At 64.5% G+C, this 20,725-nt stretch carries 12 protein-coding genes; 8 read left to right on the top strand and 4 right to left on the bottom strand.

The features are described from left to right. The first annotated feature begins 357 nt into the window (after nucleotides 1–357). The 4 genes from VN706_00745 (at nucleotide 358) to VN706_00730 (ending at nucleotide 6,497) form a co-directional block, all read left to right on the top strand. The gene (locus VN706_00745) at nucleotides 358–2,598 is read left to right on the top strand and encodes a sialidase family protein (protein HXT14123.1); all 2,241 of its coding nucleotides are present in this window, start codon (nucleotides 358–360) and stop codon (nucleotides 2,596–2,598) included. A 562-nt stretch (nucleotides 2,599–3,160) separates the two neighbouring features. Beyond that, nucleotides 3,161–4,249 carry an aminoglycoside phosphotransferase family protein gene (locus VN706_00740; protein ID HXT14122.1) on the top strand — a complete coding sequence of 363 codons (1,089 nt, stop codon included), beginning with the start codon at nucleotides 3,161–3,163 and terminating at the stop codon, nucleotides 4,247–4,249. A 2-nt stretch (nucleotides 4,250–4,251) separates the two neighbouring features. After that, entirely contained in the window at nucleotides 4,252–5,229 is a 978-nt protein-coding gene (locus tag VN706_00735; protein ID HXT14121.1) for a T3SS effector HopA1 family protein, read from the top strand. Beyond that, nucleotides 5,226–6,497 carry a lanthionine synthetase LanC family protein gene (locus tag VN706_00730; GenBank protein ID HXT14120.1) on the top strand — a complete coding sequence of 424 codons (1,272 nt, stop codon included), beginning with the start codon at nucleotides 5,226–5,228 and terminating at the stop codon, nucleotides 6,495–6,497. Before VN706_00735 ends, VN706_00730 begins: the two co-directional genes overlap by 4 nt. A 1-nt stretch (nucleotide 6,498) precedes the next feature. Here the strand turns inward: VN706_00730 and VN706_00725 are convergent, their stop codons facing one another. Further along, nucleotides 6,499–9,543 (bottom strand): serine/threonine-protein kinase, encoded by a 3,045-nt coding sequence (locus VN706_00725; GenBank protein HXT14119.1) that lies wholly within the window; start codon nucleotides 9,541–9,543, stop codon nucleotides 6,499–6,501. Between the two features lie 130 nt (nucleotides 9,544–9,673). Between VN706_00725 and VN706_00720 the strand changes: the two genes are divergently transcribed. Next, nucleotides 9,674–10,453 (top strand): hypothetical protein, encoded by a 780-nt coding sequence (locus tag VN706_00720; GenBank protein ID HXT14118.1) that lies wholly within the window; start codon nucleotides 9,674–9,676, stop codon nucleotides 10,451–10,453. Between the two features lie 107 nt (nucleotides 10,454–10,560). Here the strand turns inward: VN706_00720 and VN706_00715 are convergent, their stop codons facing one another. Beyond that, complete coding sequence (locus VN706_00715; GenBank protein HXT14117.1) at nucleotides 10,561–13,665, bottom strand: M14 family zinc carboxypeptidase; 3,105 nt, start codon at nucleotides 13,663–13,665, stop codon at nucleotides 10,561–10,563. Nucleotides 13,666–13,843: 178 nt separating this feature from the next. Between VN706_00715 and VN706_00710 the strand changes: the two genes are divergently transcribed. The 3 genes from VN706_00710 to VN706_00700 all read left to right on the top strand — a co-directional run bounded on the left by VN706_00710 (nucleotide 13,844) and on the right by VN706_00700 (nucleotide 19,254). Continuing rightward, nucleotides 13,844–14,242 (top strand): hypothetical protein, encoded by a 399-nt coding sequence (locus tag VN706_00710; GenBank protein ID HXT14116.1) that lies wholly within the window; start codon nucleotides 13,844–13,846, stop codon nucleotides 14,240–14,242. A 212-nt stretch (nucleotides 14,243–14,454) separates the two neighbouring features. Next, on the top strand, nucleotides 14,455–16,944 hold the full coding sequence (locus VN706_00705; GenBank protein ID HXT14115.1) for an ABC transporter permease: 2,490 nt from the start codon (nucleotides 14,455–14,457) through the stop codon (nucleotides 16,942–16,944). Between the two features lie 93 nt (nucleotides 16,945–17,037). Beyond that, nucleotides 17,038–19,254 (top strand): penicillin acylase family protein, encoded by a 2,217-nt coding sequence (locus VN706_00700; protein ID HXT14114.1) that lies wholly within the window; start codon nucleotides 17,038–17,040, stop codon nucleotides 19,252–19,254. A gap of 401 nt (nucleotides 19,255–19,655) precedes the next feature. Here VN706_00700 and VN706_00695 read toward each other — a convergent pair whose 3' ends face one another. Next, nucleotides 19,656–20,240: a thiamine pyrophosphate-dependent enzyme gene (locus VN706_00695; protein HXT14113.1), complete on the bottom strand. Its 585-nt coding sequence runs from the start codon at nucleotides 20,238–20,240 to the stop codon at nucleotides 19,656–19,658. Then, on the bottom strand, nucleotides 20,237–20,725 hold the full coding sequence (locus tag VN706_00690) for a thiamine pyrophosphate-binding protein (protein HXT14112.1): 489 nt from the start codon (nucleotides 20,723–20,725) through the stop codon (nucleotides 20,237–20,239). Before VN706_00690 ends, VN706_00695 begins: the two co-directional genes overlap by 4 nt.

Raw genomic sequence — 20,725 nt, 5'->3', positions numbered from 1 at the left:
AAAATGGATTTCGTCGCGGCTCGTACGCGCGATTGGCTGCGCCGGTCGCTTTTGCGGGCCGGGGAGCGGCCGCATTTGTGCCCACGCAGAACGATTCAAGCCCGAAGCGCGATTCTTCATTGCCGGCGTACCACTTCGCCGCAGCGCAGATCCCGGGTGACTCTGGATTGACGGCGTGGCGAATCGACGGGCTCGAGAGCGGTCTCAATTACTACTTGCGCCTTGCGCGGAGCAATCACACGGATGGTTCGCCTGGTCCGCAGGTCCGAATCGAAACGCCGCGTTGCGCGCCGCCATCGCGGTTGCACCGGCCCGTCCCTTGAGGTCGCGTTTGCGCTCGTCACGTTGGTGTCCGGCGTGTGCCGGGCACAAACCTGGACCGATCTCAGCCCCGAGACGTCGGACCTGCATGCGCTGCAACACAACGGCGCAAGCGGTGGACGGGTCAACGGTCTCGCCGTAGGGCGTGACGGATCGGCATACGCCGCGACCGAGTGGGGCGGCCTCTATAAGAGCGTCGATGGGGGAAGGCAATGGACCTTCCTCGAGACTCACTTGCCGCTCGCCACCTGGCGCGTTGCGGTCGATCCATCGACACCCTCGCGCGTCTACGCGACGTCGTTCTTCGACGGCCGGGTCAAGAGCCTCGCGGGCATCAATGTCAGCACTGACGGCGGCGCAACGTGGAATCACCCGGCGTCTCAGACGGCTGTGGTCCCCGGATGCGCCGCCGTCTTCTCGAAGGAGCCGTCCGCGTTCGGCATCGCCATCGACGCCGATCATCCGTCACAGGTATACGTCGGCACTAATTGCGGACTGCTCGCGAGTCGCGATGCCGGGGTGAGTTGGACGTACGTGTTCCCCCGCGACTCGCTGGACGCTGGCCGCGTGTGGTCGGTGACCGTGCACGACCACGGAATCATCGACCTCTGCGGAGATGGCGGGCATCGCCGGTCAACCGACGGCGGTGCGACGTGGCTCGTGCCGCAGACGCCGCTCCCAAGTGGCCAGTGCTGGCTCGCCTCGTCCCCGACGGAAGCGAATACGCTGTTCGCGTACAGCGGCCAGCATCTCTACGAATCCATTGACGGAGGCGCGAACTGGTCGCCCGCATATTCGGCTCCCGACTCCGATGGGCGTTTGGCGCTGCTGACGACCAACGCGCTGACGCACGGTTTTGATTTGTGGTTCGGCAGCGCCAACCTCTATCGCGCTCGCTGCGCCGCGGTCGAAGCAACGTCGGCGCAACCATGCGTCGAGAATTTCCGCGGACCGTCCGGGACGCCGACGGCCAACTACGGCTATGACATTGGCGCGCATCTGGACGCGGGTGATCTGGTGTTCGATCCAGCCGCGTCGGTTGCACGGTGCCCATTCCTCTATGCCAACGATGGCGGCATCGAACGCAACGACCGACTCGGGACGCCCGGCTGCGAGATTCCCAGGTGGAGCGCGGTTCAACATCCGCCTCACGCGCTCTGGGTTCGCAGCATGACCGCATTCTCTTGGCCCGAGCCGTGGTTCGATGGATGGTCGGAAGACGTATATCTCGGAACGCAAGACAACGGCTTGTTCGTGAACTTGAATACGGATGCTGTAACGCGAACTTGGCAGAACGTGGATCCGGCGGACGTGCTCGACGTGGCGACCGATGGTCTCGTCGTCATGAGTACCGTGTGTTGCGACCCGGCGACCTACGCGAAGGAACTGATCGTTCGACCACGCGGCGCCCCCGGTCGCAGTCTCATTACGGCGCCGCCGTTCAACCTCTTCGACGGCGATGGTGTGATTGCGCCACTGGCGGACGGCAGCTGGGCCGCGCTTGCAACGACGGGATTGTTCGTCGCCCCCGGTTTCAACGGCGGCAACATGACCTGGAACAACTTGGGGTTGCCGGCGTTTTCGAGTGCGCCGCGTTTGGGCCGCCTCTTCGCCTCGCGCGGCGCCGCGGGAAACATCGTCGTCTACGCGCAGTTCACATGGACCGATGGTTCTCATCCGAAGCGCGAGACCGAAGTGTGGAGGCGCGTCTTGGGCAAGGCTGCGTGGGAGCAAGTACTGCCACCGGGAGGGCTCGGAGGATTCGGCGCCTTCGCCGTCTCACCAAGTGATCCCGCGCGGCTGCTGGCTGCCCACCTGAACCGCGGCAAGGATCCGCAAATGGTGATGTCGGCCGATGGTGGGACATCATGGAGCGGAGCGCCCCAACTGGACGCGTGCATGACGCGCCGCGGACAATTCGAGTATCGCACGGCACACGGCCCAACTTCCGGCCGCGCCGACAATGGGTTTGAAGGCTACGATCAGCCCTCGGTGCTGGCGTTCGATCCGTGGAATTCGTCGCGCGTCATCGCCGGCGCCATTGACGCGGGGATTTTCGTATCGGGAGATGGAGGAACCCACTGGAGCGCCGTGAGCGATCCGTCGTCGCCGTCGGGGGGGGCGACGTTGAACTTGTCACATGCGCGAGCGGCGTGGTTCCGCGTCTCGACGGCGGGCGACACGACGAAGACTCAAGTCTACGTTGCTACCCAGGGGCGCGGCGTCTGGCGCTTCGACTGGACGAACGCCCTCGTCGCCGCGTTGCCAGCGTGTTAGCATGTTAGCATCTTGAAATGAAGGCTGGGACAAATGTCCGCTTGACGCTCGAAATGGTATACCCTAAGCTCTCTGCCGATCGATTCGCGCATTCGATCACCCAGGCTCGGTCACAGCCTGGCGACGCTGCCCTCTGATAGGCTGACATCGACTGGAGTCTTTATGGAACCAGCTTCTCGCCACGAACCCGTGCCTCGTTCGCAGTCGCCGCTAGTGTCTCTTCTTGTGGGCGACATCATCGATGGCGCCTGGGGTGACGCGCCTCGAGGCTACCCCGGTTCCCGAGACGCCGATGTCTTGCGCAACGCGCATTCGGCGTCGCCAAGTCCGTGCCCGGTGTCACCCGCGCCGTGCCCGGTCTCACCAGCACCGTGCCCGACGTCGCCGAGCCCATGCCCGACGCAACCTGCGAAACCGGGCCCCGCTCCCGTGTCACCGGCCCCGTGTCCGGTGTCGCCGGCCCCGTGTCCGGTGTCACCAGCCCCGTGCCCGGTGTCACCGGCGCCATGTCCGCCTTCGCCAAAGCAGAATTAGAAGTGACGCGTACCATTCAACCGTCGGCGTGACGATTTCGAGCGCAAACGACGCATTGCGTTGTTTGCTCAGGCATCGACTCGTCACGCCGCAGGACGTCGTGAGCGGAAGTGTCTCGATCGTCGACGTTTCGCGTCGCAATCCATCGTACCTGATCCACCGGCGCTCGCGTTCATCTTTTTTTCTCAAGGACGCGGCGCCGGAGTCGCATCCATCGGGTCGGCCGGTCGAGGCGGACGTGTATCGCCAGACGCGGCCCGGTGGCATGTTGTGCACTCTCCAGCCGTTCGTTCCGAACTTCGTGCTCCACGATGCGGCAACCGGTGCGCTGGTGCTCCACGCAGTCGTACCGCCGCCGACGTCGAGCGACGACGTCGAGTCGTTTATCCCGCCGATCCCGCGCGGTCTCAACGATCCGCTCAGCGATTTTCTCGCGAAATGTCATGCGCTGGGAGGAATGGGTGACAGTCGCGTGCGTGAGTCATTTCCGCACCTCGAGCCGTGGGTGTTTCGATTTCTGCGTCCATCACCCGCGGTATTTCGCGAGCTGACCTCCGGGCACTTGCGGGTGTTGTCGATGATGCAGCGGCGACGCGAGCTGGTGCCGGTCCTCGCGCAACTGCCGGACGAATGGCAATGGACGACGTTCACGCACGGCGATCTTCGCCCCGAGAATCTGTTGCTTGACGGAGCAGGCTCGCCGCCGGCGTTGCAGGTCATCGATTGGGAAGCGGCGGGCATTGGCGACCCGTGGTGGGACGTAGCGTCGATCATCGCGGCGTGGATCACCGGTGCACTCGGAGCGGCAGCGTCCGCGGCGTCGAATTCACCTACGGCCGCGGCGGCCGAGTTCGAGCGTTCCGTGCCGGCGGTTCGTCACGAGACAGCGCTGTTCTGGAAGGCATATCTGCATCGCCGACCGATTTCATTCGACGAGCGGCCCGCGATCGAGTCGCGCACGATGCGGTACACCGCCGCGAGGCTGCTGCAAATCGCCTTCGAATGGTCCAGGGTCTCGCCGACGTTGCCTCGGATCGCGGTCGCCGCGCTCCAATTGGGAATGAACATGCTCGCCGACGTCGATCGTTCTCGTTCGACCTTTCTCGGCACCGACTGACGATGTTGGCGCTTCCGACGGGACCGCTCAGAGCCCAATTGCGCGCGACACTCGAATCATTCGCGGTCGTCGCTCCCGACGCGTTTTCCATCTTCGGCATGCGCTATCGCGCGGCCGATGCCTCCTCCGGCTCACAGGTTTTGACCGCCGCGGCGCAGCAGGTCCTTGCCACCGTGCTGTACAACACGCTGCACTGTCGTCGTTCCGTGTTCGCTCAGCGCACCGTCGCTCCACGTCAGAATCCGACGACGGCATCACTCGTCGCCGAGCTCGGCGCGGCGAATTCGGGAACCGGCTGGTGGGACGGATCGTGGCGCGCCGGTTCGATATCCAAATCGGAACTACGGCACGTCGAGCACGACGACCTGCATCTTTGGGCGACGTCCGACAATGTCGCGGTGAGCCCCGCGCCGAACGATGCGGCGCGCGTCCGATTTCCGCCTGAATACAGAAACTTGTATCCGGGACACTACGTCGTGCTCGGCGATGCAAGCAACGGCCAGCGGATTGGCCAGCTTCGAACGTACTGGCATGTCACTCCCGCCGGAGCGGCCTCGTTGACACGCGCGATCTCCGATCGCTTCAACGACGCCGGCGCCGCATTTCAGCTCAAGGTGCTGAACGACGTGCGTGGCTTTGGCCGAGCGGATGCGGCCATCCTCTACACGCGCGCGGACGACTGGTCGCGCGACGCGGCAATCGTCGCCGAAATCCATGACCGCATGCGCGACTGGATGCGGCCCGAGGTCTCGGCCTTCACTCGTCCCCTTCGTCCTGGACTGTCGGTCGCGGAGGACCCCGTCGAGCCGATGAGTTTCGGCGAACAACGCGCGGCGTTGCTCGCGCAGGCGTTCGTCGAGGCATCACGACACGGCGCACAGGCGCTCACCAGGGTCGAGGAAGTCATCGATGCGTTCGGCTACGACCTGGATCGATTCCATTTGAATTCCGAGTCGCACCGCGACTATGAGTTGTCGTGAGCTTCTCATTGAGCTCCAAGGTCCAGGACGAGGCCGCCGCGGTCGCATACGCGATCGCGAACTCACTCTGCGACAGCGCGATCCGATACCGCGGACGCTGCACCTGGCTCGGACCGCATCAGCAGGGGAATTCGGACGAAGACGCGCGCTTCACGCATGCGCCGATCGCTGCCGACGTCTATGACGGCACGGCTGGTATTGCGCTGTTTCTCGCCGAAGTCGCCGTTCGCGATGGTGAGCCACGTGTGCGCGACACGGCCATTGCGGCGGCTCGGTCGGCGATGGCGGCATGTCCGTCGTTGCCGCGCGCCTTTCAGTATTCCTACTTTACGGGTGTGCTCGGCCACGCCCACGCGTTGTACCGCGTTGGACGTCTCCTGGACCGCGACGATTTCCTCCGCCACGCGCGGCGCGAGCTGAAGAATCTTTCGTCTCAGCCGGTCGCCGACGGCGCGCTCCTGGACGTCATCTCGGGCGCCGCCGGCGCCATGACGCCGCTGCTGTCGCTGAGTCGAAACTTATATGACGATTCTCTCATCGACTTGGCGATCCGTCTGGGCGACCGCATCCTCGCGTCGGCCCAACGGAGCGACGCCGGCTGGTCATGGGACAGTCGCGCGACCGGTTTCCACTCGCCGCGGGCGTTGACGGGGTTCGGACACGGCGCCGCCGGCATCGGCTGGGGTCTCGCCGAGCTGTACGCGGAAACCGGTGAATCACGCTTCGCCGAAGCGGCTCGCCAGGCGTTTCGGTATGAGTCGGGCGAATTCATTCCGGAGTGCGACAACTGGCCGGACTATCGGTTCACCGACGGTGAATCGTCGCCGGCTCCATGCGGCGTCGCCTGGTGCTTCGGCGCGCCCGGCATCGGACTCGCGCGGCGCCGCGCCGTCGCCATTGTCGGAGACGTGGACGGGAAGTACGAGCGAGATGTCGACGCCGTGCTTCGCGCGATCGCGGCCGCCCTGGCCGGCCGAGAGAACATTGCCGACGATGACTACTCACTCTGCCACGGGTGGGGCGGTGTCGCTGAATTCCTGGCCGGCGAGGCGGACGGACGAGCCGAATCGTCCGCCAAGGAAAGTCTCGCTCGCATCATTCTCGAGGGCGCGGCTCGACACGGGCACGAGGCAGGCGGGTGGCAGTGCGGACTCGTACGCGGCAGCAGCCCCTCGCTCATGCTGGGCGTGGCCGGCATTGGATATTTCTATTTACGAATGTCTGATGGCGCGCTTCCGAGCGTTTTGGCGGTCGCGGCCACGACCTGAGTCATGGCGCGTGGCTACGGTCGCGGCCGTTCAGGCGGTCGATCCCCGCGGCGGCCTGAGCGACGACCGCACTGAACTCCGGATCGGCGTGAGCCCATTCGCCGGCAACGAAGCCATATTCCTGAAGCGCCAGCGCATCACGATGCAGCGCTTCCGCGACCTGCGCTCGCCGAAAACGCCACATCACGCCGAGCGGGCTATACAGGTTCGGCACATCGTCGAGGATGTTCGCCGCCTGGCGGTAACGCCCAGCCGCGGCAAGGAGCTCCGCGGCGACGAAGCGATCGTTCGGACAATACGGATACATGCAGCCCTGAGCGGGCAAGGCCAGTAAGCCGGCGAGCGCGGCTGCGCTATCGTGCCGGGCGAGCGCGCCATACGCGCGCGCCGCGGCTTCGACGTAGCCGGCGTAGGAAGCCCTCAACCCACGACCGCGAGCCGCGGCGTCGTGCGCGCGCAGGGCCACGTCGAGCAGGGATGCCGTATCGCCTCGCGCGCTCCACCAGGGCAACGCCATGATCAAGCCCGTTGGCTGATCGACGGGCGCGCGCGCGAGCGTCGAAAAGAATCGCCGTGCATCCGCGTCGGGCGCGGCCCCCATCATCATCAGCGTCGCGACGATCGTTCCGCGCAGATACTGGCTGCCCGGCACGCGCGCAAGCGTCATTGGCGTCGTCCCGAGCGTGCGTACGGCGTCATGCAAATGCCCGCGGAACGCGAGGTAATGTGCGACCTGAAACGAGATGAACGATGAATCGCTGTATGCCGCGGTCGTCGAACGAAGTCCGGACGCAAACACGCGTGCGAAGCGGACCGCGGTCTCGCCGGAATCCGGCCAGTACGCCACGACACTGGACGCATCCTGAATCAGATCGGCGCTCGCGGAGCCGAGAAAGCGCTGTACCTGGCTGGATTCCCACGGCGCGCCATTGAGCAGCGTCGCGGCAAGTCGAAAGCCGCTCGCATGCGCGTCGGTCGGATTCAGCGCCAGATATGCTCGCAGGTAGCGTTGCGCGTCGGCCGGTCCGCGAAGGGCCATCGCCAGGATGACGGCATTCGGATATGCCGGCGCGAAGCTCGAGTCGATCCGAATGGCACGATCGAATGCGTCGAGCGCCGCTCGCGCGTTCGCGTCGGTGCGATAGTGCGCGTCGCCGAGCTCGTACCACGCGTCCGCTTCGTTCGGATAGCGCTGGGTCGCGGTTTCGAGGGTGCTGAAGAGACGCGCGCGGTCATTCCAAAAGGTGCTGTCCGCGAACCACAGCGTGACCTTGGCCAGGAGCGCTCCCGCCGCGACCATGAGGCTGTCCCGCGGAGCCAAGCCGTGGTTGAACTGATCCGCGCGCAGCGCGTATGCGCGCGCATCGGGGTCGTTGTTCAGACCCTGCCATCGCAGCGCGACGCTCAGGCGCGAAAGCAGAATCGGATTCGTCGAATCCGCCGCGAGACTTCGCCGATAATGGGTTAGCGCGGAATCCCACGCCGCCAGGCGAAAGTGATGCTCGCCCTGCAAGAACTCCTTCAAGGCGAGCAAGTTCGCGGCGTGTCCCGCCGACGCCAACCGAAGCTCCGCGACGTGCGCGCGTCCGGCGCTTCCGATGGCGCGAAGTACCGAGACCGTCAGACTGTCGCCCAGACGACCCATGTGCAGCGTGTCATCGCGGACGTCGAATTGCGCGAGCACGGCTGACGTCGCGACGTCGAATACCGACGCCGTGGCACGCACCGAGTCTCCTCCCGAGCGAACGAGCGCACCAAAGACGCCGTACCGAGCGCCCGTCCGTCGCGCGAGCTCCGCGGTCGACGCACGATCCGCCTTCGTGTTCGAGTCCGCGAACCGCTGCCACTGTCTGAGCACGGTCGTCGGCGAGACCGCTCGAATCGGTCCGGCTTCGTCGAGCCCGCGATACAACATGTCGACGAGGCCCTCACGCCAGATGCCGAGGGCACTCTCGGTCGTCGAAAATGGCGCGACGGCGATGACGTCGTCGTCGATCCGCGATGGGAACACCGTTGGCCAGGCGAATCGAACCGCGGCCGCGATGGCCGCCGCCGCCGCGAGTCCCACGACGATGAGCCCGCGCTTGCGCCACGGGCGTTCGAGACCGAGCGACGCGGCCGAAACGAGCGTGGTCGGCCCGCTGTACTGCAAGCGGATGTCGTCGGCCATGGCGTCGCTCAGCGCCTCGACGAATGCGCCGACGCTCTTGAATCGGTCGGCGGGCGTCTTCGACATCGCGCGCGCCACCGCCTCGTCCACACCCGCGGGAATGGACTCGCGGATGTTGCGGAGACGAGGGACGGGATCGAGGCGATGCCGCACGGCGATCGTTCGCGCGTCGGACCCGGGGTACGGGGGCACGCCCGCCAACATCTCGAACAGTACGCACGCAAGGCTGTACTGATCGGTTCGCGCGTCGATGCGGTCGGAGCCGCTCGACTGCTCGGGACTCATGTAGGCCACCGTGCCCACGGCCATTCCGCTTTCCGTCAGTCGCTCGTCCAGCTGCGCCGTCGCGAGGAGTGCCAGCCCAAAATCGGCCAGGTATGCTCCGCGCTCGACCGGGCCGTCGCGGCCCGCAAGAAGAATGTTCTCCGGCTTCACGTCCCGATGGACGAGGCCCGCCTCGTGCGCGTATTGCAAACCCCCACCGACGTCACGCACGATTTGCAGCGCGTCCGTCAGCGACAGTTGGCGTTCCCGCGTCATGCGAACCCGCAGCGATTCGCCTTCGAGAAACGGCATCACGCAGTAGAGCGTGTCACCGGCTTTGTCGGAGTCGAGAATCGGCAGGATGTGCGGATGCGTCAGCGCCGAGGCGACCCGGATTTCGCGGAGAAACCGCTCGTCACCAATGAGGCCGGTCAGATCGGGACGCAGGATCTTGATCGCCACGACGCGATCGTTCTTGCAGTCGCGGGCGCGAAACACGTAGGCCGCACCACCGCGTCCGATCTCCGATTCGACCTGATACCGACCCGCTACCGCCGCCGCGAAACGGCTTCGGTGGCGGTCGACGCTTGCATCGCGGAAAGCCCCATTCACGCCTTACTCTACGACTTGGCGCACGCCATCGCTAGCGCTTGATGTCAGCAAATCGCGTCGGCGGGACGTACAACTATCCAAACGCGTGGGCCTTGCACCATGCACAGTGTGATTCCTTACAATTCCCTCCATGCGATCCATCTTCGTTCTGGCGTTCGTCGGCTCACTGTGCCTGCTGGCGCGACCACTCGCCGCCCAGGAAAACTACGAAATCCAGGTCTACGGCTCCGAGACCATGCCCAAGGGCATCACCATGTTCGAGCTCCACTCGAACTACACCCTCAAGGGCAGTCGCGCGACATCCGACGACGGGATCATCGCCACCAATCACGCGCTGCACGAAACGCTCGAGATCACCCACGGCTGGAACGACTGGTCGGAGCTCGGCTTCTATTGGTTCACCGCCAAGCCCGACGGACAGAACTACCAGTGGGTCGGCACCCACATCCGCCCGCGCGTGCGCGCGCCGGAAAGCTGGGGTTGGCCCGTCGGCGTCAGCATCTCCCAGGAGATCGGCTACTCCAAGGAGAAATTCTCCGGCGACACCTGGACGTACGAATTGCGGCCGATCATCGACAAGACCGTCGACCGATGGTACGTCTCGTTCAATCCCACGCTCGGCAAGTCGCTTCGCGGGCCGAACGCGAACAAACCGTTCGACTTCGAACCGAATCTCAACGTCGGCTACGACCTGACGAAGAAGGTGAACCTGGCGATCGAGTACTACGGATCGACGGGCACGCTCACGCGCCTCGATCCGATCGCCGAGCAGGAGCATTTGCTCTTCGGCGCGGTCAATCTCGACCTGGGTCCGGCGTGGGAGTTCAACCTCGGCTACGGCTCGGCGCTGACCGCGGGCGGGGATAAGAGTATTGTAAAGATGATTCTGGGAAGGCGCGTCGGGAAGTAGCGATGGGCGCTGGGCGCTGGGCGGTGGGCGAAACTGCAAAGGGCGACGGAGAAGATCCCATCGCCCTTTTGCTTTCACGCCCAGCGCCCGTCGCCCAACGCCCAGCGCTACCGCCCCGCGTCCAAATCATTCCAGTTCATGATGGCATTGAACCCCATCGCGAACGTGCCCTGCGTCTGCCACCGCCAATACGGCCGGAACGCAAACATCACGACGTGACCCTGGCCCACCTTCTCATCCACCAGCGTCGCGCGGCGCGACAGCAGCTCGCCATGCTCCAACGTCCCCGACAAGAGCATGTCCTCGGCCTTCTCGGGGAACTGCATCACGACACGCGTCGACGAATTCGGATCGGCTGAAAGGCCGGGCACGGTAACCGGGCCCGTATTCCCACCGAATCCGCCGAAGCCACCGCCGCCACCGCGTCCGCCGCGACCACCGCCGGCCTGTCCCGCCTGCGCGACGTTGAAGTCGTTGCCCACACTCGTCGCCACGCCGAACGCCGCGCCCGTGTGATCGGGATCCCACGGCGACAACTTGAGCAGGTTCGCCATCGGCGTCGTGTTCTGCGCCACGCTGCCGGCGCGCCCACCGCGGCCGTTGTCCGGCGACGACGCAACCGCCGGCGCACCGGCGCCCGCATTCAACACCGGACCCGTGCTGAAGTACACGGGCACTTCGGTGTGATTGTAGCCGTACACCAACGGGCTCTTTGCATCGCTGATCAAGCTGCGGAGAATCGTTCCGCGTGCGAACAGCGCGTTCGCCGGCTCGTACGTCACGCCCGGCGTGAGCTTCATCTCGGGCAGAATCTGCGACGTGTTGCCTTCCGTGATCAGCGTGCCGCCATGCTGAATGAAGGCATACAACGACTTCATGCCGTCCTCACCCAGCGCGCCGCGAATGTCGTCCGTCGAATCCGGGTAGCCGAGCGATGGGAATTCCTTCGTGCTCTTGTACGGGACCGGGTCGTTCGACGTCGCGCCGCCGCGGCCGCCGCGACCCCCCTGCGCGAGCTGGCCGACACCCGACCCGCCGTGCGGATAGATGATCACGTCGAACTTCGTTCGGAGATCGCCCATCTTCGCCAGGGCGTTCTCGCCGAAGTACTGATAGGGGACGCCGTATGTATCGAGCGCGGCCCGCACCCAGCCTTCGTCTTGCGTGCGCGTCCAGCTGTGGATGTACCCGATGCGCGGAATGTCCAGGTCATGCGACTTCACACTCGGCGCACTCGCTACGGCGTACGCCGTCAACCCGAGCTTCTTGATCGACGGCTCGAGCTGCGCACGATTGGCATTGGCGACGATAATGGCGCCCGGCGCGAACGTGTGTCCGTCCACCGAGAAGGACTCTTCAGCCGCCGCCATCTTGACGTTCGGATTCTTGAAGCGGAAGGAGACGAGCGTGTTGTCGCTGTTGTTCTCGACGATCACGGTGTTGCCGCTGCCGCTGATGCCGCCCGTCGCGACGACGTCGCCCTTCTGCGGGATGCGGTCCATCGGTTGTTGGAAAATACTCTTATCAGTTACCTCATACACCGTGATGTTCCGCATCAACGGGAACGTCCAGCCGGTGTCGTCGTACGGCGAGGGGTTCTGCGGCGGATAGTTCTGCAGCGAGAAATACATGTCGGCGAGCGTGCGGAAGGGCTGGTCGCCGCGGATGATGTAGTCGCCGCCGTGCACCTGTACGCTGCCCACCGTGAAGTCGTGCGTCGCGCGGTTGAACTCGAGGCCCTGCAACTTGAGCTCATTCACCGCTTGGGCGGCGTTCTCGCGCGCGTGCTGGTTGGCCGGAATCACCCACGCCGCCACCGTACCCGGCTTCTTCGTGCCCTTCTCGATCGCCCGCTTGTTCTTGAGCCAGTAGTTCTCCAGGAACATGTCCTTGTCCTTCGCCGTGCGATTGAGCGCGAAGAGGATGGCCGATTCCTGAATGTTCGTGTTTGCGCGAGGGCTCCACGTGATCGAATCGAGCGGCGGGTTCGGACGGAACCACTCCTTGCTCGTCGTCGTGTTGCCGGGGCGCACGACGTAGTTGCCACACGAACCCTGGCAGTAGCTCTGCACCTCGTAAAAGCGTCCGATCGCGTTGTGCGTGTGCGCGATGAAGAACATGTAATTCGGTACCCAGCCGTCATAGAACCCGTAGGTCCACACGCCCGGCACGCCGCGCTTCGTCATCTCCATCACGTCGTTCTTGGCGAGATACCACCACTCGTCCACGGTGACGGGATCGAGCGCGTCGTTGTACGGGCCCGTGCCGGTCGACGCATACAGGTACGTCTGCGCCTCGTGCAGGTCGTGCATGATCGTCGGCGTCCAGTCGAGCTGCACGCGCGTCACCGCCTGCGTGAGCTGCAGGAACTGGCCCATGCCGTCGCGGTTGTTGTCGTGCTGCACGTACTTGCCCCAGTACATGAGCGGCAGCGCGCCACCCCCTCGGCCGCCGCCGGCGGCGTCGGGATTGATGTTGTGATCCTTGTTCCACTTCTCGTTGAAGTAGTGGTTGTCCACGTACTTCTCGCGCCCATCCACCTCGACGACCGGCGTGATGAGCGTGATGACGTTGTTCCGAATGTTCTGAATGAGCGGCGTCTCTTCCACCACCAGGCGATACGCCAGCTCCATCAGCATCTCGGGGCCGCCCGATTCGGGCGAGTGCATGCCGCTCGTGATGTAGTAGATCGGTTTCGCCGTGTGAATCAGCTGGCGCGCCTGCGCTTCCGTGGTCTTGCGCGGATCGGTCAGCTGATTGAGATAGCCTTTATACTTGTCTAAATTCGCGATCGTCTGCTCGTCGGCGATCGCCATGAGGACGATGTCGCGCCCCTCTTCGGTCTTGCCGATCCTCCAGAACTTGGCACGCTTGGGGTTCGCCTTCGCCACCGCCTCGAGATAGCGGTGAATGTCGGCCGCGTGATCGAGAATGCCCGGCGCCCCGACGATATGGCCCAGGAACTTGAGCGGCGTCGGCACCGTGGCCGAGGCGGGAAGGTGATCGACGAGCTCCGTCGAGATGCGCGGGTCGGAAAGATCCTTCTTGATCTGCGCCGTGTATTCCTGATCGAGTTTCTGTGACGATGTAGCGGCCTGCGCATGAAGCGCCGCGGCCGGGCTCAGTGCAGCGAGCGCGGTACCGGCGGCGAGCGCCAGGCGTCTCGAGTAGTGCGCATACCGCGTGTACAGCGCGTGCTTCACTTGCGACATCCTGACTCCTGTGGGCGTAGAGAGGACGGGAAATGGCTGGGTCGAGCGGCCGATCGCGTGGGATGACCGGGCCCGCTAGAGACTTACGCACGAGACCGGAAAAGCGCGAGGAATTGGTCCACTTGTCCATCGCGAAGCAGCGATGTATACAATTCACTACTTCGTGCCGAGGCTCGCCATGCGCGCAACACTCGCCGTGCTCACGATGTTCGCTGCATTCGCACTGGTCGCGTGCTCGCACCCCTCCGGCAGCCCCGCACTCGCCGTCACCGAGCCGTGCGCCGGCCGCGTCTGCCGCGTCACGCTGACCAACCACTCCAACACGGACCTCGTCGTTCGATACGCCGACAGCACCGGGCGACGCGAGCTCATTGGGCTCGTTCAACCGGCGCAGTCGAAAACCTTCGATGTGCAGTGGGTGCACTCCGCGGGCATTCGCGTGTTCGCCGATTCCAAGCGCTACGGCTTGTACGCCGCGGACCTCACGCTCGAGCGCACGCGGGCCGTGATGGAGATGCACTATCCCGATGATTTCCAGCCTGTCTCGGACACGCTCATGCCGACGAAACGACCGTAAGGCGATTGTAATCGCGTTCGGCGTGCTGTTCGTATTCGAACAGCCCGTCCCACACATGGGCGGGACGAGTCGGCGATCGTTTTCCTAAGTCACGTCATACCAACATGCTGGTCGTCGCGCGACGCGGAATGCGCCGTGCCATGAGGCTTGATCGTTGTTGCGCCTTCGTTGCACCTTCGTGGCACGATGTCTCCCCATGCCCCGGTCGATCCATGCTTCGAGACCTCGCCTTCGCCGGCCGTTCGCTGCGCAAGAATCCCGCGTTCGCGCTCACCGCCATCCTCACCATCGCGCTCGGCATCGGTGCCAGCACCGCGATCTTCAGCGTCGTCGATGGTGTGTTGTTGCGACCATTGCCGTACGCGCACCCCGATCAGCTCGCGAATATCCAGAGCGATTTGCGAGCGCGGCGGTTGTTCAACTTCCCCTGGGCCCCCGGGGATCTGCCGGACGTCAAGCAGCAGCTCACGGCATTCGAATCCATCGCGGGGATCAACGCCGGGCGTTCGCCGTTCGTCGGCGAGGATGGAAAGCCGGAACAGATCGTCGCCGCGGGCGTCACGCCGAATTTCTTCTCGATGCTCGGTATCCGCATCGCGTTCGGACGCAACTTCAGCGAGACCGATGGAACGCCGCCGCCGGCGCCGGTTGGTCCGCAGAATCCATTCTTGCCGCCGGCGGTGCGCTTACCGGCGATGACGGTGCTCAGCCACGCGTTCTGGGAGCGCAAGTTCGGCGCGGACTCCGCGGTGATCGGCAAGACGGTGCAAGTCGGTGGCGCACCCGCGATGATCGTGGGTGTTGCGGAGCCCGATACACGAATTGAGTTCGCCGCCGGCACGGGGATCAATGAGCAGCCCGATCTCTATCAGGTGTTTCGAATCGACTTCAGCACCGCATCGCGACTCAACGTGTTCATGCGGTTGATCGGACGATTGAAGCCCGGTGCGTCGTTCGCTGCCGCGCAGGCGCAAGCGAACAAATTGACGCTGTACCTCCACGATCTCGTCCCGATCACGAAGTCCGCCGACATGGCGATTCGCATCGAGCCGATGCAGAGCGACATCGTGAAGGACGTGCGGCCGGCCATCCTCGCTCTCATGGGCGCGGTGATGTTCGTGCTGCTCATCGCATGCGCCAACGTCGCCAATCTGCTGCTGGTGCGCGCATCGTCACGCGAGCGCGAGCTCGCGGTGCGCTCCGCACTCGGTGGCAGTCGTCGCGTCCTCATCGCGCAGATGCTCGCCGAGAGTCTCGTGCTCGCCGGCGGTGGCGCGATCCTGGGGCTTGCCTTCGCGAAGCTCGGCATCGATCTACTCATCGCCATCGCGCCGACGACGCTCCCGCGCGTGGAGCAAGTCTCCATCGACGGACAGGTGCTGGCGTTCACGATCATCAGCGCGCTCGCCGCCGCGGTGATCTTCGGGATTCTCCCGGCGTTGCGTGCGTCGCGTCCGAATTTGCTGCAGACACTGCGCGCGGGCGGACGAACGCCCGGTCTGCATTCCGCCAAGTACCTCCGGCAGGGCGTTGTCATTGCCGAAGTGGCGCTGTCGTTCGTGTTGCTCGTCGGCTCGGGCCTCATGTTGCGCAGCTTCATGGTCCTCGAGCACGTCGATCCGGGCTTCGATTCACGCGGCCTGATGACGTTCACCGCCTTCAACGCACGCCTTCGCACGCCCGGCGATGCGCGTGCCTATGGCGATCGTCTCGAGCAACGTCTCGCGGCGATCCCCGGCGTCACGGGCGTGACGGCCGCCGGGCCACTGCCGCTCGACGGGCAGGACGCGAACATGCGCTGGGGCCCGCCTGAAGCGCGAGACAATCCGGCGCTCTTTCAACAGGCAACCTCGCACTTCATTCGGCCAAACTTCTTCGACGTCATGAAAGTGAAGTTGATCGCCGGCCGCACATTTGAGGGGGCGGAGAACGATAGCGGCTCGCACGCGATCATCATCGACCGCGATCTGGCGGCGAAAGCGTTTCCTGGTACGCCGCTGAATCAGATCCTCGGCAAGCAGCTCTTCGCGCGCATCTTCACCCCCGATGCGCAGTTCTATCAAATCGTCGGCGTCGCGGACCACGTCCGCCATCTCACGCTGGCGGAGCCGGGGCGTGAAGGAACATTCATTCCCGAAGGCATGGTGGCGTTTGGCGCCGCGAGCCGTTGGGCCGTACGCACGAATGGTGATCCCTCGCGATTGATGCCCGAGATACGCCGTGCCGTGGCGGACGTCGATCCGCTCGTGCCGGTCGGCGAGCTCAAGCCGATGTCGGCGTACATCGATCGCGCGATGGCACCCACGCGGTTCTCGCTCGTGTTGATCGGCGTATTCGGCGTCGTCGCCGCGGTCCTCGCCGCGATCGGCTTGTACGGCGTGCTCTCGACCACCGTTCGCCAGCGTACGGCGGAGATCGGTGTGCGCATGGCCTTCGGCGCCACGAGCGAAGGCGTGTTCCGGCTGATGATCGGCCACGGGCTCGCGCTGAGCGGAATCGGCATCGCGATCGGGCTGGTGTCCGCGCTCGCACTCACCGGTGTGATGGAGAAGGCAAGCATGCTCATCTCCATCAAACCCACTGATCCGCTCACGTTTGGCGGCATCGCCGCGCTGTTCGTCGCGATTGCCGCCGTGTCGTGCTGGCTGCCGGCGCGCCGCGCCGCGTCGCTCGATCCCAACGTGGCATTGCGCGAAGAGTAACGCGGTGTGGCGCATCCCTTGAGGGCGCGGTGGCTTTGGTGGCAGTATTACACGTCGCACTGACACCAAACCATCCGCCCCCCTGGGGTTCACATGAAGAAGCTGTATTTGCTGCTGGCCGCCGTCTTCGCGTCGTCGGCCTACGCGCAGGCGCCGAGCGCCGATGACATCACGAACTGGAAGCGCGAAGCGAAGAACGTCTCGATCACACGCGACGACTGGGGCATCGCGCACATTCACGGCAAGACCGACGCGGACGCGGTGTTCGGGCTCGTCTACGCGCAGGCCGAGGACGATTTCAATCGCGTCGAGACCAACTTCATCAACTCGCAGGGCCGGCTCGCCGAAGCGGAAGGCGAAGCGGAGATCTGGCGCGATCTGCGGATGAAGTTGTTCATCGATCCGGATTCGATGCGCGCGATGTACGTCGCGAGTCCGGATTGGCTTCGCCACCTGATGAACGCGTGGGCCGACGGACTCAACTTCTATCTCTACACGCATCCCCAGGTGAAGCCGCGCGTGATCACGCGCTTCGAGCCGTGGATGGCGCTGTCGTTCAGCGAAGGCAGCATTGGCGGCGACATCGAACGCGTGAATCTGAATCAGCTGCAGGCGTTCTACAGCGGACGCACCGGGTCCAGGGCGTCGAGCGGTGGCAATGGCACGAGGTACGAGGAGCTCGACAAGGAGCCGCGCGGCTCGAATGGCGCGGCGATCGCGCCCGCGAACGAGACCAATCATCGCGCACTGCTGCTCATCAATCCGCACACGTCGTTCTTCTTCCGCTCCGAGGTCAAGGTCGAGAGCGACGAAGGCCTCGACGCGTACGGCGCCGTGACGTGGGGACAGTTCTTCGTCTATCAGGGCTTCAACACGCACAACGGCTGGATGCACACGTCGAGCGGCGTCGACGCGGTCGACGAGTATCTCGAGACGATCGTGCAGAAGGGCGATGAGTATTTCTATAAGTACGGCAACGAAGAGCGGCCGCTGATCAAGCAGTACATCACGGTGCCGTACAAGACGGCGACCGGCATGGGCTCGAAGGTGTTCACGGTGTATCGCACGCAGCACGGCCCGATCGTTCGCGAAGCGAACGGGAAGTGGGTCGCCTTCCGCAGCATGCAGCTGCCGATGCAGGCGCTCGAGCAGTCGTTCCTGCGCACCAAGACGAAGAACTATGCCGAGTACAAGAGGGTGATGGACATGCACGCGAATTCGTCGAACAACACGATTTACGCCGACGCCGACGGCAACATCGCCTACTTCCATGCGAACTATATCCCGAAGCGCGACACGCGCTTCGACTGGACGCGTCCGGTGGACGGCAGCGATCCGGCCACGGAGTGGGGCCCGCTCATGACGGTGGACGAGACGCCGCATCTGCTCAATCCGGCGAGCGGCTGGCTCTACAACAGCAACAACTGGCCGTGGTCGGCCGCCGGCCCGTCGAGCCCCAAGCGCGAAGATTTCCCGGTCTATGTCGACATGGGCCGCGAGGAGTCACCGCGCGGCTATCACGCGCTTAGAGTATTCTCTAATAGAAAGAACTTCAATATTCCGAACTTGATCGGCGCGGCGTTCGACAGCTACCAGCCGTGGTTCGCGCAGCGCGTTCCGGTCCTGGTGAAAGCCTATGACGCGCTGCCCGCGTCGGATCCCATGCGCGCCAAGCTCGCTGACCAGATCGCGGTGCTGCGCAACTGGGACTACCGCTGGGGCGAGAATTCGATCGCGAACTCACTCGGCAACTACTGGGGCGAAGACGTCTCACGCCGCGCCGGACAAGCGCTTGGCGGCGGCCGCCGCGGCGGTGGCGGGACAGGGCAGTCCGTGGACTCCTACATCGCGAATGGAGCGGCGCCGGAGCTGTTGCTTCAGTCGCTTGCCGCGGCGTCGGACAAGCTGACCGCGGACTTCGGTACGTGGCAGACGCCGTGGGGACAGATCAATCGCTTCCAGCGGCTCAACGACAACATCAATCCGACATTCGACGACAATGGGTTCAGCATTCCAGTGCCGTTCTCGTCGGCGCGCTGGGGCTCACTCGCCTCATTCGGCGCGCGGCAGTACCCGAATACCAAGAAGTGGTATGGCACGAGCGGCAACAGCTTCGTCGCCGTCGTTGAATTCGGGAAGGACAGCGTGCGTGCCCGTGCGGTGACCGCCGGCGGCGAGAGCGGCGATCCGAAGTCGAAGCATTTCAATGACGAGGCGACGCGGTACGCCAGCGGGAATTTGCGGACGGTGTACTTCTACCCGAATCAACTCAAGGGACACACGGAGCGGGTGTATCACCCCGGGGAGTAGGGCCTATGGTGTCACGGCAACGGCGCAACTGCACAACGGCGTTGCCGCGGACGCCTCGGACACGGCACGGACACGGCACGGACACGGCACGGACACGGCACGGTTGCTCCGTGTGCTGAGCCAACTCCATTCGCAACGAGCCCCGATTTTTTTCTGAGGCCCTCGCGACGCGTTTAGTAGCGTCTCCAGGTTGTTCTTAGTTGTGCTGAGTTGTGCTGAGTTGTGCTGAGTTGTTCTGAGTTGTTCTGAGTTGTTCGTAAGAAAAGTCTGGGCTCGTTGGGGTATGAGGTCGAGCGTCCGAGCGTCTCTCGCGTCAGCGCAGTGTCCGTGCAGTGTCCGTGCAGTGTCCGTCGTGTCCGCGGCAAGTCAGTTGTATAGTGACGCCAGGCAAGCGGTTCGAATCACGCCCCTCGAATCGCGGCCATAAAACGTCTTGCGCGCGCGGACGCAGGACCTGGTGACTTCGGACCGGGCACACCATATACCGCCTCGATCTTGAGCCAGGCGAACGTCGGCCCCTCCGCCGCGATGATGCGCGCCGCATCGTTGCGCCATTCATCGTCATTAGAGAACTCGAAAACCGACCGAAATCCGCACCCGCGCGCGACGGCGGCGTAGTCCACCGTGCCCGCGCCCGGAACCGGCTGCGAGCCCGTAACCTCGTACGTCCCGTTGTCGAAGACCAACACGACGAGATTGCTCGGCCCCGCGTTCACGATCGACACCAACGAGCCAAGGTTCATCAACATCGATCCGTCACCGTTGCACACGATGACCCGGCGGTCGGGCTGCGCGAGCGCCAGCCCAAGGCCCATCGACGTCGCGTGGCCCATCGCCGACGGCACCAGCACCATGTCCAGGTCGCACATGCCGAGCTGCATCCAGTCACGCGCCGGCGTCATGGTCGTAATCACGATATCACGCGAGGTGCGCGCGCGATGCACCACGGCCAGCGCGTCTTTCGCGATCATGCGCGCGGTACTCACGCCTTACCCTCCGCGACGATGGCCGTTGCCGCTCGTCCATTCGCGCGCGCCCGCGTGAAGTGCTCGACCATCTCCGGCAGCTGCGACGGATCCGTGATCAATCGCGCGTCGAGCTTCCACGCCGCCGCAACCGGCTCCGTGAACACGAGGCACGTATCACCCGGCAGCGTCTCCTGATTGAGATAGCTGCGATACCCGATGATGCTGAGCAGCGGCAGCTTCCAATCGTGGAGTGCGTTGCGAATCGCGTCGCCCGACTCGAAGAAGCCGGTGCACTGAATCATCACGAGCGGCACGGCGCCGCCGAGATACAAGCCCGCGGCCACTTGCCATGCCTCACCCTCGCGGCAGACGCGAACGAGTTGTGTCGCGCCGCGTCGCTCGATCGCCGGCTGCCACTGCCCGATCGTGCTATCCGGCACCGTGACCACGTGCGTCACGCCGAGCCGCTCGAGCAGCTCGGTGATTTGCTCACCCGTAAACAT

It is taken from the genome of Gemmatimonadaceae bacterium, from assembly GCA_035606695.1.
Taxonomy (GTDB): Bacteria; Gemmatimonadota; Gemmatimonadetes; order Gemmatimonadales; family Gemmatimonadaceae; genus JAQBQB01.
Note: the sequence above shows the minus strand (reverse complement) of the source record. Positions and strands in the feature narration are given on the sequence as shown.